The sequence below is a fragment of the Thioalkalivibrio sp. ALMg11 genome, assembly GCF_000377905.1.
In the GTDB taxonomy this organism is placed as follows: Bacteria; Pseudomonadota; Gammaproteobacteria; order Ectothiorhodospirales; family Ectothiorhodospiraceae; genus Thioalkalivibrio.
The window spans coordinates 426,786-441,133 of sequence record NZ_KB898874.1 but is presented as its reverse complement, the minus strand read 5'-3'; the positions used below and the strand labels follow the sequence as shown (position 1 = coordinate 441,133).

Here is a 14,348-nt window from a genome sequence, read left to right as displayed (position 1 = left end):
ACCATCCGGCAAGCGATCCGCCGCGTAGGTCTCCATGAACGTCTGCAACTCCGCCTCCACCGCTTGCTTGATCAGGTCCCGCGCCCCGCGGCGCAGGAGCGCGGTCAACGGGTCATCGGGCGTGTCCGCTGGCCCGTTCGAAATCTCTGTCGTATCGTAGGTCATGGTGGCGTATCCCCCTTGGCTGGTTGGTTGCTGGTACTTCCATTCCAGCCGGATACGCCGCCTTTCTCAATCCCTCCCGTACACCACTTTTGACAGTAACTCCCCATGCTGGATGGCGGCTGCGTCTCGACCGTGAACTGGTCCGAAGTGATGCAGAAATCGCTCCAACGCAAGGTGAACATCCAGGGAATGCAGCAGGAATTTGCCGATGTCGGGCTCCTTTTCGAGCCCTTCACTGCGGAACAAGCCGCGTTGGCCGCACAGCTCTGGGAGCCATCCCGGCGGCACGGACTGTCGATGGCCGACCGGGCTTGTATTGCCCTGGCGATGGACAAGGCCCTCCCTGTGCTGACTGCCGACCGAGCCTGGGGTCAGCTGGACCTGGGGATCGCGATTCAGGTTTTGAGGTAAATCCCGCAAGCTCGTCGGGCCACTCGGTTTGATCGTTATCGCACATGCCGCCTCGCGTGGCGTCGCGCCGCCCAGGCTGGCCATGCTCGCTCCGGGCCTAGGCGTGAGAAAACATCTGTCCCCGGATTCTGCGGCTCCTACAGGGGCCACAGCGTGCGACGAGCCCAGCCCCTTGAGCGATGGGGTGCTGGCAATGCCCCAAAACGCTCAGAGATCTGACCACCGGAACTCGGACAAAAGGGGAATGGAATGCACTCCTCCCGATTTGATCGGCCGATCAACGTCACCCGCCATGCTCGAGAACGCATGGCGCAGCGCGAAATCTCGGAAAGTGAGTTGGCGGAATTGCTGGAAAATGGTGAGCTACGCTACAAGGATGACCGTCGGTTGTGGGCCGCGAAGCACTTTGAAGGCCGTTGTGACAACCTGATTTGTGCCGCTTTGGCGCTTGAAGAACAATTGGTGGTCAAAACCGTCATGCACCACTTTGACTGGGGAGAGTGACGATGCGCACGACCTATGACGAAGCCGACGACATTCTCGTCCTGCATCTGTCGGACAAGCCGATTGCGCGCGAGTGCTCACAGGACTGGAACACCCATGTGAGCTATGCCGAAGACGGAACGATTGTGGAAGTCGTGATTCTCGAAGCGTCCAAGCAAGGCGCCTGGCCGCTCCTGCGGTCGGAAGCTGCCTGAGCCCACCGGAACGCTTCAGCGGCATGCCAAGAGACAGTGGCCAGGGGCGCGGCTCGTATTCCCGGACCCCACACGGTGTAGGAGCCCAGCCTCTGGGCGATGGGCCCAACCAGCGCCCCAATCGCCGAGAGGCTCGGCTCCTACAACTCAAAGGCCCAAAGCCGTCGCCGCCCTGCGCTGCACGTCATCCCGGCCGCAGCGTCCTCCCACCCCGTCATCCCGGCCGCAGCGAAGCGAAGAGCCGGGATCTCCACCGGTGGGGCCGCCCGGGCGCACGAGATCCCGGATAACCGCTCCGCGGTTTCCGGGATGACAATGGGGTGGCACGGTTTCCGGGACGACGAAGAACACGCCCCGTCACCCGGCGCAGCGCTACCCCCACCCCGTCATCCCGGCCGTACGTCCTCCCACCCCGTCATTTCGGCCGTACGTCCTCCCACCCCGTCATCCCGGCCGTAGCGAAGCGAAGAGCCGGGATCTCCGGCGGTGGGGGCTGCCCGAGCGTGGGAGATCCCGGATAACCGCTTCGCGGTTTCCGGGATGACGGGCGTGGGGGTTTAGCGGTTCCCCGAATGACGAACCGTAGGGGCTGCGTGACTCCCCGGAGGAGAGGGCGCATGGCCGGTGCCGGTGAGATGATGTCGCTGGCATGGCCGCCGAGTTTGGGAAGCCCACCGCAGTGCTATACTTGTATAGCAAATTCTCGGAGGAGATCTCATGCTGGCTTTGCGTCTACCTGAAGATGTGGAAGAACGCCTGGCTGCCTTGGCCAAGGCCACAGGCCGCAGCAAGAGCTACTATGCGCGCGAGGCAATCGTGCAGCATCTGGAAGACCTTGAAGACATCTACCTGGCCGAACAGCGCCTGATTGACCACCGCAAGGGAAGCGGCGAGACAGTCTCCATGGATGAAATGAGACGTCACCTCGAGCTGGACGATTGAGTTCGACAAGCGCGTAGAGAAGGATCTCCGCGCACTGGACAAGCAGGCGGCCAGACGGATTCTGAAATACCTGAACGAGCGCGTTGCACCGCTGGACGATCCACGAAGGTTGGGCAAATCGCTTTCGGGGGATCTGGGCGACTACTGGCGTTACCGCGTTGGTCCGTACCGTGTCATTGCATCGATTGAGGATGACCGGCTACGGGTGCTTGTCGTCCGCGTGGCTCACCGCAATACGGTCTATCGCCAGGGGATGGTATAAGCGCCGCATAGCCATGGGCTCCGTCCTGTAGGAGCCCAGCCTCTGGGCGATGGGGCCCAACCACCACCCCGATCGCCGAGAGGCTCGGCTCCTACGGATCGAAGGCCCACGGGCTTCGATCTGCTTCGTCAGCCGTCATCCCGGCCGTAGCGAAGCGAAGAGCCGGGATCTCCACCGCTGGGGGCCGCCCCGAGGCAAGGGATCCCGGATAACCGCTTTGCGGTTTCCGGGATGACGGAGGGGGGCGGTTTCCGGGATGACGGAGTGGGACGAGCGGTGGTGGGGATGACGGAGGGCCGCGCTGGTTGTATGAGCCGAACCCACTGGGCGATGAGGCCTGGAAACACGCCGCTGGCTGGGATATGCTTTAGGCATATGCAGCCATTTTGGGGCTAGATAATGAAGCGACGCACGGCGAGTTTGTTTCGGAATGGGCGCAGTCAGGCCGTTCGGCTGCCGAAGGGATTTACGTTCGATTCAGATGAGGTGGTCATCGAAAAGCGCGGGGATGCATTGATCCTGCGGGCCAAGCCGCGGTCCTGGGATGATTATTTCCTGGGTCCTGCCGAGACCCTGCCCGACGACTTTCCCGATTCGATCGAGGATCGAATGGCCCAGGATCGCGAGGCGTTGTGATCCATGCGCTATATGCTGGACACGAACATCTGTATCTACATCATGAAACGCCGGCCGCCCGAGGTGCACGAACGGTTACGCCACGTGCCGGTGGGGGAGGTCGGCCTATCCGCCGTCGTCCTGGCGGAATTGCGTTACGGCGTTTGCCGGTCGAATCAGAAAGAGCGTAGCGAGGCCGCATTGGAGCGTTTTCTGGCTTTCACGCAGGTGTGCGACTGGCCGGAAGAAGCAGCCGATCATTACGGAGACATCCGGGCTGAGCTGGAACACGCTGGCGCCCCCATTGGCGCAAACGACCTTCTGATAGCGGCGCACGCACGGGCAACAGGAACCGTACTAGTGACGAACAATGGGCGCGAGTTTGAGCGTGTGCCCGGGCTGCAGGTGCAAAACTGGGTGTCTGCACATTGACCGCGCGCCGGTATCCCCGCGCCGACACGCGGCAGCGTTAGTCCGCGGCCGGAACGCTACACCCACCCCGTCATTCCGGCCGTAACCGCACGCCCGCCTCCTCATCCCGGCCGTAACCGCACCCCGTCATCCCGGCCGTAGCGAAGCGAAGAGCCGGGATCTCCACCGGTGGGGGCTGCCCAGACGCACGAGATCCCGGATAACCGCTACGCGGTTTCCGGGATGACGGGGTGAGAGGCGCGGCTGCCGGGATGACAGGGTGAGAGGCGCGGTTGCCGGGAAGAAACATACAAGCCCAGCCCCCTGGGCGATGGGGCCCAACCAATGCCCCAATCGCCGAGAGGGTTCGGCTCTTACAGTCAAAGGCCGCCTGCGCCAACGCCTTTCGCTACACGTCATGCCGACCACCGTCGCGGCGGGTGTGAACAATCAATCTGTCCCGTTTCCCTTTCTTGCACGCCCGTCCCATTGTCATGCGACCGGCCGATATGCTCTACTTTCGCCCTTCGTTCACCCCGTGAACGCACAGTCAGCAGCTTTTTCCAGGGCGGGCCCGCGAAAACTCCGGGTGCACCGTCCCGGCGGTAGCGTGCCCAAACGCTCCCCATGATCCAGATAACCCATTGATTGAAGACGACCTTCATCTGGAAGTGCTCCGCCTGCTAGAGCGCGAGCCGGACATGAGCCAGCGCCAGCTGGCCCGTGCCCTGGGCCTGTCAGTGGGCAAGACGCACTACGCGCTCAAGGCCATCCTCGACCGCGGCTGGGTCAAGGCGCAGAACTTCCGTCGCTCGGATAACCGCTCGGCCTACCTGTACAAGCTCACGCCGAACGGCCTGCAGGAAAAGGCCCGCCTGGCGTACGGCCTGCTCCAGCGCAAACGCGCCGAGCACGAAGCCCTGATGACCGAGATCGAACAACTCCGCACCGAGCTCCAGGGCACAGAGCCCGCGAAAGAGCCCCCGACCCCGTAGGACGGGGGAAGGAATGCCGAGCAGAGCGAAATCGACACCCGGGAGCCGGTTGTGGGAGCCGGTTGTGGGAGCGGGCCTGCCCGCGAAGCCCCAGCCAAAGCCGGACGGACTCATGCCATTCCTCCAGCCTGTCAGCCGGACCGCGACCCGGGCTCGTCACCCCAGCCGCGGCGCTACTCCGGCGCGTCACGTCGTCCGTCGTGCTACCCCGACCCCATTATCTGCGGCCGCAGCGCTACCCCACCCCGTCATCCCGGCCGAAGCGTGCCCCCACCTCGTCATCCCGGCCGAAGCGTGCCCCCACCCCGTCATCCCGGCCGCAGCGTGCCCCCACCTCGTCATCCCGGCCGTAGCGAAGCGAAGAGCCGGGATCTCCACCGGTGGGGCCGCCCGGACGCACGAGATCCCGGATAACCGCTCCGCGGTTTCCGGGATGACGGTCGGGTGGGGTAGTTTCCGGGATGATGGAGGGGCAGGGCGGTTTCCAGGATGACGGGCCTTGGGGCTTCGCGGTTTCCGGGCTGACGAAGAACACACCCCCGTCACCCGGCGCAGCGCTACCCCATCCCGTCATCCCGGCCGTAGCGAAGCGAAGAGCCGGGATCTCCACCGGTGGGGCCAGCCCGGACGCACGAGATCCCGGATAACCGCTTCGCGGTTTCCGGGATGACGGAGGAGCGGGCCCGCCCGCGAACAACCCATCGATCAACACACACCAGCACAAAGCACAAAATGAAAATTCTCATAGCCGGCTCGGCCGGCTTCATTGGCAGCGCCTCGAGCCTGCGCCGGCTAGAGCGCGGCGACCAGGTGATCGGCGGTGACACCCTGAACGGCGACTACGACGTTTCGCAGAAAGAGGCGAAGGTGCCGGGTATCTACCAGGCCGGGATCCTCGCCGTACCGCATCGAGAATTCGTGGCGGCGGTGGTGGACATCCGCGCCTTGGGCGCTGAGAACAGCGCACTGCCTGATGTGACATCTATGCTGCCCAACCAAGCGGGCGCAATGCGGCTCTAAGCCGCGAAAGATTCCCATGCTCCAGCGCCTCAGAGTCTTTTTCAGCCTCCTTACCCGCGAACAACGCGCGCGCCTGCTTCGCCTCCAGATCCTGGTCGTGCTGATGGCGTTCGCGGAAGTCGGTGGCGTGGTCGCCATCGGCCCGTTCATGGCCCTGGTCGGCGATATGAGCCGACTGGAAGGCGACGGAACGCTGGCACAGCTCTACGAGGCAAGCGGCTTCACAGACCCCGCCGATTTTCTGTTCTGGCTGGGCATCGCTGTCCTCATGGCGTTGGCAGCCGGGGCGGTCCTTGCCATGATCACCACATGGCGCTTGGCCCTGTACGCGAACCAGGTCGGCGCCGAATTGAGCTCCCGGCTCTACAAGCACTACATGCATCAGCCGTGGCTCTTTCACGCCGACGGCAGCAGCAGCCAGCTCACCAACAAGATCGCGCAGGAATGCCAGCGCATCACAAACACCATCCTCCGACCCTTGATGATGATGAATGCGAAAGTGGTGCTGGCCCTCTTCATGGCCATCGTCATCTTCGTCTACAACCCCATGGTGGCGCTGACCGGCTTGCTGATCTTTGCCGCTGCTTACCTGATTCTCTACCGTGTGGTGCGCGGACGCCTCGTAAGTAATGGGGCCACCATTACGCAGACCAATCAGCAACGCTTCAAGCTGATGAACGAAGGCTTCGGCGGGATCAAGGACACCCTTTTGCTGGGGCGGCAGGCCGATTTCAACCAGCGTTTCGAGGCCGCCAGCCGCCGTTTTGGACGGGCGCAGGGAACGACCCAGGCGCTCTCGCAGGTGCCTCGTTATGCCATGGAACTGATCGCCTATGGCTCGGTCATCTTCCTGGTGCTCTACCTGCTGGCCGCCCATGAAGGGAATCTGGGCGAGATCCTGCCCATGCTGGCGATCTATGCCCTGGCAGGTTTCAAGCTGCTGCCAGCATTCCAGCAGATATTCACCAGCGTCGCCCAGATACGGGGCAACCTGGCCGCGTTCGACAATCTAGAAGCGGATCTCAGAGACAGTCAGGATGCAAGCATCGGCGTCTCGGCAGAGCGATTCGGGCACTGGCGTCCAAAGGAAGAAATCCGTCTGGATGAGGTGACCTTCACCTATCCCGGTAAGGAAGAGCCAGCACTACAGGGCCTGGATCTAAGCCTGCCAGTAAACCACGTGGTCGGCCTGGTCGGGGCGTCCGGCTCCGGGAAGTCGACGGCCATCGATATCCTGCTTGGGCTGATTGAACCGCAAGAGGGGCGCCTCACCATTGATGGGCAGCCACTACAGCCCGAACAGAAGCGAGCCTGGCAGAACAGCATGGGCTTTGTGCCCCAGTCGATCTTCCTAGCCGACGCCAGTATCCGGGAAAATATCGCCTTTGGCTTGCCACCGGAACAGATCGACGAGGAGAGCGTTCGCCGTGCAGCCCGGATGGCCCACCTGGACCAACTCCTGGTCGATCTCCCGGAAGGCCTCGATACCCGTGTTGGCGAGCGCGGAATACAACTCTCTGGCGGTCAGCGGCAACGCATTGGCATCGCCCGCGCCCTCTACGACGATGCCGATGTGCTGGTGCTGGATGAGGCGACCAGCGCGCTGGATGGGATCACCGAGAAATTGGTCATGGATGCCATCCACGATTTTTCTGGGAAGAAGACCATCATCATGATCGCCCACCGACTGGCTACCGTGAAGCAGTGCGACAGCATCTACCTGCTGTCCGAAGGAAAGGTGGCGGATCACGGTTCCTATTCTCAGTTGGTCGCGCGGAACCCCACCTTCCGGCGTATGGCCGACCACGCATAACGATCGTCGAAAAGGAAAAGTCGACTCATGTTCAATGACTCATCCATCTTGGTAACCGGCGGCACGGGCTCGTTCGGTCATACCTTTATCCCCATGCTCCTGGAGCGATACAACCCCAGGCGAGTGATGATCTTCTCGCGCGACGAGATGAAGCAGTGGGAGATGGCCAACAAGTTCGAAGGCGATCCGCGCGTGCGTTTCTTCCTTGGCGACGTGCGCTCCCGCGAAAGTGTCTACTGCGCACTTGACGGAGGCGGCTACGTGACCCACGCAGCCGCCTCTAAGATCGTCGCGTCCGGCTAATACAACTCCTTTGAGTGTGTGAAGCCCAAGGTCCATGGCGCCCAAGACGTCATACACGCAGCGTTGGGCAAGGGGCGTTCAGATGATGATTGCGCTTTCCGCCGGCAAGGCGGCTAGGCCCATCAACCGGTAAGGTGGCACCAAGCTAGCGACGGACACGCGATTCGTCGTTGCGAACCGAGTGTCCGTAGGCCTCGATAGATTCTAGCTATGAGAAGGGAAACATGCCATGAGTATCCTTGTTACCGGTGGAGCGGGTTATATAGGAAGTCACATAGCCCTGGCACTTTTAGACGACGGTAGCGACGTTGTCGTTGCTGACAACCTGAGTACCGGATTGCGCGCGCTCGTCCCAGCAGGCGCAGCGTTTGAGCGGGTGGATTTGCGTGATCGAGAAAAACTGGCGGACCTTATGGTGGAGTACGGTGTTGAGGCTGTCATTCATTGCGCCGCATCTACCGTGGTACCGGATTCTGTGATGGATCCGCTAGGTTATTACGAAAACAATATTCTCGGTACGTTAACGCTCTTGCAAGCAATGCAGGCTGGCAAGGTGCGTCGCCTCATCTTTTCATCTACCGCGGCCGTCTACAACCCAGAAGGTCGCTCTCTGATTTCCGAGCACGAAAATCCGGATCCTGTATCACCGTATGGGGCCTCCAAACTAATGGCCGAAAGAATGGTGCGCGACATGGCGGTGGCGGGCGATGTCGACTTTACAATCTTACGGTACTTTAACGTTGCCGGCGCCGATCCGATGGGTCGTTCTGGCCAATCGACACCGGCGGCCACACATCTTATCAAGGTTGCCGCGGAGGTTGCTTGTGGCGCGAGATCGACGCTGACGATCTTTGGAACGGAATGGCCTACCCCTGACGGTACCGGCGTTCGTGACTACGTTCATGTTAGCGATTTGGCTCAGGCACATATTTCGGCGCTGAAAAGCTTAGATGGCCCTGCGCATAATTCCACTTTGAATTGTGGATACGGACGTGGAAGTAGTGTCCGTGACGTAATCCATGCCGTAGAGCGCGCTACGGGGGAGGTGTTGCCAGTAAACGTCGCCCCGGCGAGGCCCGGAGATTTGGCCGAAGTTGTTGCGGATGCCCGTGCTTTGCGGCGTGCGCTTAACTGGAAACCTCAGTACGACGACCTAGATGTTATTGTTAGACATAGTCTGGAGTGGGAATCTAAAAGGATGCTCAGCCAGTTGGAAAACTAGAGAGGCGTTGCTGTAAATGTTCCTGAAGGAGAGTAAATGTACACGATCGTGAATATTCGCCCGCTGGGGTATAATGTTGGAAATAACGCTATTCATTTTGCCCTCAGGCACATGCTGTATGAGGTGTTCGGTAGGCTTGTTTCTGTAATTGAATATCCGGCAACATCCAAACACGAAAGCACGGCCAAGGCCGGCCTTACGTCTGCTACAGTGCATGATATAAATCGTTTTGCGGACGGCGTAATTGTCGGCGGCGGCAATCTCTACGAAAATGACGAGATTGACGTCGATGCGCGCGCGTTGCGAGCGCTGAATCCGCCTCTAATGTTGTTCTCTAATTCACGTGGCCGAATATATGATCGGTATGGTCGGCTGACTGAGCGTTCGGATGTAATAGACGATAGTAAGCTGAAAGCATTGCTGTCTCGGGCAGATATGTCCCTTTCGCGTGATAGCGCGACACACCATTATCTCCGGTCCATTGATGCTCGTGATCGGCTGGGGTGGTGCCCCACCATCAACGTGAATCGTTATGCCGACAGGTTGCCCGTTCTTCCTGAAACCGAGGATGTGGGCACGCTAATTTCCGTGCGAACCCCAGGATTGATGAACGTTCCTTACCGCTTTCAGGCTCGCATCCAAGACCATATTGAGGCGGTGATTGACCGATTGAGAAAGGCAGGTCACAAGCGAATTCGTATTCTTTGCAATGACAGCCGAGATCTCGATTTTGCGGCATCGTTTCGTTACACAAAAAACGTCGATTCGATTTATACAAACGATGTTTATCTGTATCTTGCTTTATTGCGGCAGGCCAAGATGGTAGTCAGTTACCGGTTACATGCGACTTTGCCAGCTATCTCGTTTGGAACGCCAACAATAAATGTCGTATACGATGAGCGTGCCCAATCATTATTCGACGATCTGGGGATTTCGGGGGCTTACCTGGATATGGTTCAGATGGGTCACAATTTTAGTGAAGAGATGATGGCTCAGGTTCAAAACGGTGGTTATACGAAAAACGATCATGCGGTCTTGGACCAAGAGTGGGGCCGGATCGAAAAAAGCCAATTTGAGAGTTTCGCCGACTTTAAGGTGATGATGGAGCAGTACCTGATGAAAGGCGTACGTGGAGGGTGAATAACAAGGCCTCCATCCTGTCCGCGCCACCCAATCCCGTCACCTTTTATGTCCAGGCCGGATCGCACGTCGGGTTAGGGCATCTGTTCCGGAGTGCCGCGGTGATACGCGGACTGGCAGAGAAAGGGATTTCTGCTCGTGTTCGTCTTGACGCCGATACCCTTGGACAGGAGGAAGCCGCAGCATTGGGATTGGGTGGCGATTCCTTCTTTCATTCGGGTCCTGGCCCTGTAGTAATTGATGCAGTGTCTATCCCCGATGCCGCCGCTACTTGGCTAGCTGACTTTTCACTTCGTATTCTAATTTCGCCGGTCTGCGACAGGGCCGATCTTGCTACGCATGCGCTGGTGCGCGAGGCACCCGAAAAACTGCGAGGGGATCTGCCGGACCAATCGGAGTTAGTCACCGATTTGGCGTTTGGCTTTATCACGGCCCGGGGGCTTAGGGCGCAGCCGCGGGACTATGCCTCGCTGACTTTGGGTATCTGTCTCTCGGGCGGGGATGACAGGTTTGATTTAAATGGGTTGCTTGGGGAGCTGTCTTGGGTGCGTGGATTGGACGAAATACGCCTGTTGGATCGGCGTATCCCGGAGGTGCTTCCTGATTATGGTCCGAAACTAATGCATACCCAAAGCACCCGCAGACCTTGGGTGTTTTTGGGACCAGCGAATGTGTTTCTAGGCGGCGAGGGAGTGATGTTGGCCGAGGCGGTTGCGCAAGGCATTCCTGCCTTCTCACTTAGTGCGACTAGCGATGGTGGGAAAAATACTGCTTTAGTTGATACGGGATCCGTAAAACTCATTCCGCGTGCTCCTTTTGAGCCCGCGAGTTTGATATCAATGTTGAGTGATCGCAGAAGTTTGGAAGAGATGCACAAATCGGCCTTGCACAACGTCGGTGTCAATTCCGGCGAATCCTTGGTTGGACGCATCGTGGATTTACTGAGCGCAGGAGATTACCCTAAATGACTGATATAGCAATGCCTGAAATTATTGCCGAGGCCGGTAGCAACCACAATGGATCGATCAAGCGTGCGAAAACGTTGGTCGATCTAGCGGCCGACGTTGGGGCTAGTTCGGTTAAATTTCAGTTGATATTTTCTGAAGGGCTGTATCTGCCCCAATTGTTCAACGGGGTTGGCTATGTGGATAATCCGGTTTTTAGGCAGCGGAAGAGTGAAGAGCTATCCGAAGCCGAGTGGTCGGATCTGTGGGGATATGCTCATGAGCGAGGCATCTCGATTTCAGGCTCGGTGTTTTGCGAAAAAGGGGTGGACCTATTGGGCCGGCTTGGCGCGCCATATGTGAAGATCGCCTCGACCGACTTGACCAATCACGAGCTGATTGGTCGAGCCTGTGACGTTTTTGGACAGGTGATTGTCAGCACCGGGATGGCCACGCTCGAGGAGATCGCGGCCATGGTCAATTTTGTGCAATCCACACATCCCGGTACCGAGCTTCGTTTGATGCATTGTGTTTCTGCCTATCCCTGTGCGCTGAGAGATGCCAATGTTCAGCGAGTCGCAATGCTGAGTCGGTGTTTTGGCGTACCAGTAGGCTATTCGGATCATACGAGAGGTGAGGTTTCGGCTGGGATGGCGTTGGCGCACGGCGCTGAATTCTTCGAGAAGCATTTTACAACCGATCGGGATCTGCCCGGATTTGATCATGCGCACGCGCTTGATGGTCCTGAGTTGGCTTCATATGTACAGACCTTGCGTGATGGTGCGGCTAGCCTTGCGCGTCCGGCTAATGAGGGGTCCGCGCAAGAGCAAATTACGAAACTTCGCGCAAGGCGTGGTGTTTACGCCGCCCGCGTGCTGCCCGAAGGGCATGTTCTTAAACGAGAAGATTTGCTTTTTGTGCGACCGAGTACGGAATGTTCTTTCAATGGTCTGGCAGATCTGATTGGGTCACGCCTTCAAACGCCGGTTTCCCGTTATGCGGCCTTGGGTATTGATGCCTCGTCGGCGCGTATCGTGCAGTCGAATTGGGAAGGTGCCCAATCGTACTGGGGCCGGGAGATGGAGGAAAAAGGGATGGGCGATGGCACAGGGTCTGTTTCGGGGTGAGACATGCGTAGGTTTGTTTTTATTTATGCCCGCACCGATTCGCACCGCCTGCCTGGCAAGGTTCTTTTACCGCTTGGTGGGCGTGCGGTCCTGGATATAGTCTGTGATCGCGCCCGCCGAGTTCCAGTTGATGGATGGGCGTTGTTAACAAGCGCTCGACCTGTGGACGATGGGCTGGCTAGCCATGCTAAGGAAAGGGGTCTACGAGTGATCCGAGGTGATGCCAACGATCTAATTACGCGGACTCTACAGGCGATTACTGAAACTGAGGCAACATGCTTTCTTCGGCTGAACGCCGATTCGCCTCTTTTCGAGCCGAGCATGGCCGTTTGGGCGATGCAGCGCATGGGTCGCTATCGTCTTGTGAGTAATCTTTTTGAGCGGCGTTTTCCTTATGGGGTGGCTGTGGAGTGGGTGGACTCGGAACTTTATCGTGAGTTCGCGCGCCACGCGCAGAAAAAAGAAGTGGAGCACGTTACGCAGCATCTCTACCGGTTGGCGTCGGAGATCGAAACACTCTCGATTGAACAACGCCGGGACGATAGTGACTTGCGCCTAACACTAGACAACGCGGAGGACCGGTTGCGGTTGGGACGGTTAGTAGAAAAAGGGAACATTTCTGTTGATCCTTATTGGGCGCTTCTGGATCGGGAAGCGCCAACCTTCACGGCGAGGAAAGTTTAATTAGGCCATTAGGGTGTGTCTAGTAGTAAGTCGCCCTGTGAAGTTCCGTTTACGGTCTGCCAAGAAACTGGCGTAATTGTTTATCTAATGGTGGCAGCGTGCGCGCGGGGGCGTAAGCCTTATGACCGGCGAGCGACGCTAAGCCTGGACACTGTCGTCAGTATAAAGGTCGGCCATTTTCGAGGTGAAGCGTATTAAAGGTATTACGTCGTTCTATGAGGCGCTGGAGAAGTTTGAGCGCATGGAGATAGATCTGGATCTCCCAAGCTGGCAGATCAATGGGGTCTATGTCTGGAAGCTGGTGCGATTTACGCTATTTCGTCAGTTTAGGATGGATCACGGCCTGGCGGGCGATGCGCATCCGGAAGCGAAACGTTTGCGAAAGACAAAGGCCCAGCTGGTCAAGGAATTCCCTGGGCGGTTCATCAAGCGTAATCCCTATCGAGCGAGTCGGGGAAAGACGGACCGTATCATTATCCCACACAGCCGTAAGCACTCGATGGGCGATCGGCTGGTAGATCCGATATCGGCGCGAGCTTGGCTTGGCCAGATCGAAGCGCGAAGTCTTGTGCTTGACCGTACCTCGCCTTTGGATCCCGCTCCGTTGCCCGGGGCTGCGGACTATGACGTGATGGCTAGGCTGGGATGGATTGCTCGGCAATTTCGCCGGGTACGCTTTGATGAGGGCGACAAAACCCGCATTCGCTCTATTCAGCAACGGCTGGGTACAGACTTGGTGACTGATGGTTGGTCGTTGGATGAGCAGGTTCTTCGGGTGGTTCGGGGGTTTTTGGCGGAGCGAGCAATGTATCGTACGCTGTTTTGGAAAACGCAGCCGAGAGCATTGTATGTGGTCGCTGGCTACGGGCTAGAGGGTCCGATTGCGGCAGCCCAGGAGCGATGTATTCCCGTTGCGGAGTTCCAGCACGGCTCAATGGATCGAGGCCACTTGGCATACGATTATCGGGGCTGGGCACAGGTGCCTTATTTTGCCGACCATCTGTTGACTTGGGGTGGCGCTTGGCATCGCGATACGGCGTTGCCGCGGGAATGCATGGTGCACGCGGTGGGGGCACCGTATATAGAAACGTCGATGCGCCACACAGGTCAAGGGTGTGTTCGCCGCGAAAAGAGGCTGCTGGTGCTTTCTCAGGGATCTGTGGCAGCGAAGCTGATGGAGGCCGTCATTGTGTTTTCTCGCTTGCGACCGGATTGGGAAATCGTTGTTCGGCCTCATCCCAGCGAGAGCGTTTCCAGTCTTAGTTCGTACCTGCAGAGTCTCGGCGGCGACATTGGTGGGTTGATTCAATTCGAAAAGGAGACGTCCTTGGGACAGGCCTGCAATCAGGCGAGTGTGGTGTTCGGGGTGTGTTCGACAGCCATGGTGGAGAGTCTCTTGGGTGGGTGCAAGGTTGCGATGCTGCGCTTGCCCAGTGCGGGCTCGTATTTCCAATCGTTGCTGGATGATGGAGATGCACACGCTGTGCAAAGTGGCGAGGAATTGGCGGGTTGTATCGAATCCCTTCCAAAAGGGTCAGCGCGGAGCTATTTTTCCGATCCGGTCGAGGATGTCTGTCGCCTGGTGGAGGCATGATG

At 58.7% G+C, this 14,348-nt stretch carries 15 protein-coding genes and 3 pseudogenes; 17 read left to right on the top strand and 1 reads right to left on the bottom strand.

The genetic code is table 11. The features are described 5' to 3' along the window. Positions 1 to 165: pseudogene (locus D578_RS15920) on the bottom strand (IS256 family transposase); the annotation flags it as partial. 108 nt (positions 166 to 273) lie between these two features. On the opposite strand from D578_RS15920, the pseudogene D578_RS0109575 reads away from it, so the two are divergent. The 17 genes and pseudogenes from D578_RS0109575 to D578_RS0109505 form a co-directional block, all read left to right on the top strand. Further along, positions 274 to 576 (top strand): annotated as a pseudogene (locus D578_RS0109575) (PIN domain-containing protein); the annotation flags it as partial. A 249-nt stretch (positions 577 to 825) separates the two neighbouring features. Continuing rightward, positions 826 to 1,080, top strand: a complete 255-nt coding sequence (locus D578_RS0109570) for a DUF4258 domain-containing protein (RefSeq protein WP_081617358.1) — start codon at positions 826 to 828, stop codon at positions 1,078 to 1,080. Positions 1,081 to 1,082: 2 nt separating this feature from the next. Beyond that, positions 1,083 to 1,274, top strand: coding sequence for a DUF2283 domain-containing protein (locus D578_RS0109565; RefSeq protein WP_018949743.1), 192 nt, complete (start codon positions 1,083 to 1,085; stop codon positions 1,272 to 1,274). A 717-nt stretch (positions 1,275 to 1,991) separates the two neighbouring features. Continuing rightward, entirely contained in the window at positions 1,992 to 2,216 is a 225-nt protein-coding gene (locus D578_RS0109560) for a DUF6290 family protein (protein ID WP_018949742.1), read from the top strand. Then, positions 2,212 to 2,478: a type II toxin-antitoxin system RelE/ParE family toxin gene (locus tag D578_RS15520; RefSeq protein ID WP_081617357.1), complete on the top strand. Its 267-nt coding sequence runs from the start codon at positions 2,212 to 2,214 to the stop codon at positions 2,476 to 2,478. The genes D578_RS0109560 and D578_RS15520 overlap by 5 nt, the downstream gene beginning before the upstream one ends. Before the next feature lie 399 nt (positions 2,479 to 2,877). Beyond that, positions 2,878 to 3,114, top strand: a complete 237-nt coding sequence (locus D578_RS0109555) for an antitoxin (RefSeq protein ID WP_026289285.1) — start codon at positions 2,878 to 2,880, stop codon at positions 3,112 to 3,114. Between the two features lie 3 nt (positions 3,115 to 3,117). Then, positions 3,118 to 3,525 (top strand): type II toxin-antitoxin system VapC family toxin, encoded by a 408-nt coding sequence (locus tag D578_RS0109550; RefSeq protein WP_018938978.1) that lies wholly within the window; start codon positions 3,118 to 3,120, stop codon positions 3,523 to 3,525. Between the two features lie 623 nt (positions 3,526 to 4,148). Next, the gene (locus D578_RS0109545) at positions 4,149 to 4,499 is read left to right on the top strand and encodes a MarR family EPS-associated transcriptional regulator (RefSeq protein WP_018949740.1); all 351 of its coding nucleotides are present in this window, start codon (positions 4,149 to 4,151) and stop codon (positions 4,497 to 4,499) included. Between the two features lie 732 nt (positions 4,500 to 5,231). Next, positions 5,232 to 5,369, top strand: a pseudogene (locus D578_RS15915) (capsular biosynthesis protein CpsI); the annotation flags it as partial. Between the two features lie 166 nt (positions 5,370 to 5,535). Then, the gene (locus D578_RS0109535; protein WP_018949738.1) at positions 5,536 to 7,332 is read left to right on the top strand and encodes an ABC transporter ATP-binding protein; all 1,797 of its coding nucleotides are present in this window, start codon (positions 5,536 to 5,538) and stop codon (positions 7,330 to 7,332) included. 27 nt (positions 7,333 to 7,359) lie between these two features. Further along, entirely contained in the window at positions 7,360 to 7,635 is a 276-nt protein-coding gene (locus tag D578_RS15125; protein WP_018949737.1) for a polysaccharide biosynthesis protein, read from the top strand. A 229-nt stretch (positions 7,636 to 7,864) separates the two neighbouring features. Then, on the top strand, positions 7,865 to 8,857 hold the full coding sequence (galE, locus tag D578_RS15505; RefSeq protein WP_081617355.1) for a UDP-glucose 4-epimerase GalE: 993 nt from the start codon (positions 7,865 to 7,867) through the stop codon (positions 8,855 to 8,857). Positions 8,858 to 8,893: 36 nt separating this feature from the next. Beyond that, positions 8,894 to 9,997 carry a polysaccharide pyruvyl transferase family protein gene (locus D578_RS15500; RefSeq protein ID WP_081617354.1) on the top strand — a complete coding sequence of 368 codons (1,104 nt, stop codon included), beginning with the start codon at positions 8,894 to 8,896 and terminating at the stop codon, positions 9,995 to 9,997. Further along, a complete protein-coding gene (locus D578_RS15910; protein ID WP_155996779.1) occupies positions 9,994 to 10,965 on the top strand; it encodes a hypothetical protein in 972 nt (323 codons plus the stop codon). The genes D578_RS15500 and D578_RS15910 overlap by 4 nt, the downstream gene beginning before the upstream one ends. Next, the gene (locus tag D578_RS15495) at positions 10,962 to 12,068 is read left to right on the top strand and encodes an N-acetylneuraminate synthase family protein (protein ID WP_081617353.1); all 1,107 of its coding nucleotides are present in this window, start codon (positions 10,962 to 10,964) and stop codon (positions 12,066 to 12,068) included. Before D578_RS15910 ends, D578_RS15495 begins: the two co-directional genes overlap by 4 nt. A 3-nt stretch (positions 12,069 to 12,071) precedes the next feature. Further along, positions 12,072 to 12,752 (top strand): cytidylyltransferase domain-containing protein, encoded by a 681-nt coding sequence (locus tag D578_RS15120; protein ID WP_081617352.1) that lies wholly within the window; start codon positions 12,072 to 12,074, stop codon positions 12,750 to 12,752. 184 nt (positions 12,753 to 12,936) lie between these two features. Beyond that, on the top strand, positions 12,937 to 14,346 hold the full coding sequence (locus D578_RS0109505) for a hypothetical protein (protein ID WP_018949732.1): 1,410 nt from the start codon (positions 12,937 to 12,939) through the stop codon (positions 14,344 to 14,346). The last annotated feature ends 2 nt before the right edge of the window (positions 14,347 to 14,348 follow it).